A 2,665-nucleotide genomic window follows, 5' to 3' on the forward strand; every position below is an offset into this window, starting at 1 on the left:
CCTCCAGCACGCGGGGCAGCTTGGCGCGCACCTCGGCGACGCCGGGCGGCGGCTCGGGCGAGGTCAGCGCGCCGGACTCCCAGCGCTCCGCGCCGTACTGGCCGAGGACGACCAGCCCGTCGATGCCCTCGAAGCCGCCGTACTCCACCGCGGCCTTCGCCGGGCGCCCGGTCACCACGACCAGGGAGCGGACCCGCGGGGCCAGCGCGGCGAGGGCGGCGGCGGCGCCGGGGTGGGCGCGCGCCGCCGCCGGATCGGCCACGATCGGCGCGAGGGTCCCGTCGAAGTCGAAGCCGAGGACCGCCCCGGCGGGGTCGGCGCGCAGGGCGGCGAGGGCGGCGTCGCCCTCCGGACTGAGGTGAGGGGAGGAGGAAGGGTGCACGTGACCAGTGTCGGCCACGTTAGGGACGGATGCCGAGGCGGCGCGCGGCACGTTGCCGCTGCCGCTGGGTGCGCATGCGCTGGAGGCGCTTGACCAGCATCGGGTCGTGCCGCAGCGCCTCGGGCCGGTCGATCAGGATGTTGAGGAGCTGGTAGTACCGCGTCGCCGACATGTCGAACGTCTCGCGGATCGCCTGCTCCTTGGCTCCGGCGTACTTCCACCACTGCCGCTCGAAGGCGAGGATCTGGCGGTCGCGCTCGGACAGGAGGTCGGCCGGGAAGGCGGCGTCGGCGTCTTCCGGGCCCTGGTTCTCCGGGCCCTCGTTCATCGGGGGCAGGGGTGAGCCATCGTTCATGCTGCCGTCCTGTTGGGGACCGTCGCCGGGAGGTCGTCCGCCGCCGGCATGGAGTCCCCTTTGGTGGTCACTGATCCCGGGTCGTCCGGGTTCGGCCGAGGCCACTCTACGCGTCCCGGCGGACATTCTCCGGCGGTTCGCGCGGAACGGCCACCCACCCCGCCGCCCCCTCGGCGGCGTCCCGGCCCGCTTCCGCAGGGCTTGCCGGGGTGGGCTCGGGGCGTTCTCGAAGTCCCCCCCGAGGCGCTCGGCGGCCCGGGGCGGGGCGCAGGAGGGACGCGTGCCCCAGGCGTTAAAATATGCATTGTGCATCCGTGCCGCCGTGCACGGACACCTCGCCGCCACGCGAACGGAGGGACGCGCATGACGACGGAGAACCCCTCGGTTCCCGATCCGGAAGCGGACGCCTCGCTCTCCGACATCGCGCTGGCGCTCTTCCACCTGCGCCGCGTCTGGGCCCGCCCGGACCTGATGAAGAAGATCCGGGCGCAGACGTCGGCCGGGCCGGGCGGGCGCCCGCTCCAGCTCTCCAACCTGATGGTCGTGCACGCCGTCGCGGCCCTCGCCGAGTGCGCGGACGGCCCGGAGGTCACGGTCGGCGCGGTCGCCGAGCGACTGGAGATCGACCCGTCCACCGCCAGCCGCCTGGTCGGGCACGCGATCGACGCCGGGTTCGTGTCCCGCCGTCCGTCCCCGGTGGACGCGCGCCGCGCCAACCTCGGGCTGACCGACGCGGGCCGGCGGCTGCGGCAGGTCGCCGAGCGGTTCCGCCGCGCCTACTTCGACGAGCTGATGAGCGGCTGGACCGACCGGGAGAAGACCGAGTTCGCCCGGCTGCTGACCCGCTTCGCCGAGGCCGCCGCCCACTCCCCCGCGATGATGGACCCCGAGGGCGTCGAACGCATCTTCCGCGAGGCCGGAGCCGACTGACCCCGGCCTCGCCTCCGTCAAGGCCGCCCGCCGGAGTGCGCTACTCGCGCTCGGCGCGGAGCGCGGACATCCGGCTGTGGAACTCCTCCTCGTCCACCTCGCCGCGGGCGAAGCGCTCGGCGAGCAGGTCCTCGGGACGCGGGCCCCGCGGCTGAGCGGCGGCGGCCGCGGCCGGCGGGCCCCAGGGGCCCCGGCCGCGCCGCCTGACCAGCCGGGACCCGACGAAACCCAGCATGGCCAGCCACAGCAGCCCGAAGGTGATCGGGAAGATCGCCCACCAGCCGGGCCCTCCGTGGTCGTGCCAGCCGGGCTGCGCGGCGGCGATCGTCAGCGAGTGCATCGGAATCCTCCTCTGTTCGGATGCTCCGATGCTCCGTGGAGGGTCCGGGCCCTGTCGTCGTACGAGCGGCGGCTTCGCGGCTACGCCCGGCGCGGTACCGCGGTCACCACCAGGGGGGACGGTACTCGTCGTCGTCCGCGACCAGGGGACGACGACGCCGCGGACGGCCGGGCACGTCGTCCGGCGAGGTCGGGAGCGGGCCGTTCCCGTTGGCGCCGGCGTCGGCGAGGCCGGGCGGCGGGACGTCCGGGACGGCTCCGGTCTGGAGGTCCTCCAAGGGCGGCATGGACGGCCGCGCGGGCGGGGCGGCGTCGGCGAGGACGTTCCGCCGGAACAGCTCCCACTCCTCGTCGCTGAGCCCGGGCTCGTCCTCTACGGGACGCGCGTCCTGCTCGCCCAGCGGCCCGGCGCCCTGGACCGAACCCGGCCCCCGCAACGGGTCGCCCAGCGGATCGAACGTCGACCGGACGTCCGGGGCCGTCCCCTCGGCGTCGAGATCAGCCGCCGGGCCACGCGCGGCACCCGGAGGCATGCGGTCCGCGGACGAGGGCTCGGCGGGCGCGTGTCCGGTGAAGGTCGGCGCGGCGAGCGGCTCGACGGGCTCGGGACGCGGCGGAGCGGGCTGGAACGACACCACCGGCGGTTCGGGCGGAGGCGC

The 2,665-nt window shown here is 75.6% G+C and carries 4 protein-coding genes and 1 pseudogene; 1 reads left to right on the forward strand and 4 read right to left on the reverse strand.

What is annotated here, in order from left to right:
* Positions 1–382 (reverse strand): trehalose-phosphatase (locus AB0J52_RS35310; RefSeq protein WP_500187262.1); only part of this gene is annotated, 382 nt, incomplete at its 3' end.
* 19 nt (positions 383–401) lie between these two features.
* On the reverse strand, positions 402–737 hold the full coding sequence (locus AB0J52_RS35315; RefSeq protein WP_500187263.1) for a DUF3263 domain-containing protein: 336 nt from the start codon (positions 735–737) through the stop codon (positions 402–404).
* A gap of 363 nt (positions 738–1,100) precedes the next feature.
* Between AB0J52_RS35315 and AB0J52_RS35320 the strand changes: the two genes are divergently transcribed.
* Positions 1,101–1,667: a MarR family winged helix-turn-helix transcriptional regulator gene (locus tag AB0J52_RS35320; protein WP_500187264.1), complete on the forward strand. Its 567-nt coding sequence runs from the start codon at positions 1,101–1,103 to the stop codon at positions 1,665–1,667.
* Between the two features lie 40 nt (positions 1,668–1,707).
* On the opposite strand, the gene AB0J52_RS35325 is transcribed toward AB0J52_RS35320, so the two are convergent.
* Together AB0J52_RS35325 and AB0J52_RS35330 are read right to left on the reverse strand one after the other, a co-directional pair.
* Positions 1,708–2,007, reverse strand: coding sequence for an SHOCT domain-containing protein (locus AB0J52_RS35325; RefSeq protein ID WP_500187265.1), 300 nt, complete (start codon positions 2,005–2,007; stop codon positions 1,708–1,710).
* 103 nt (positions 2,008–2,110) lie between these two features.
* Positions 2,111–2,665, reverse strand: a pseudogene (locus AB0J52_RS35330) (hypothetical protein); the annotation flags it as partial.

It is taken from the genome of Spirillospora sp. NPDC049652 (assembly GCF_040675125.1).
In the GTDB taxonomy this organism is placed as follows: Bacteria; Actinomycetota; Actinomycetes; order Streptosporangiales; family Streptosporangiaceae; genus Spirillospora.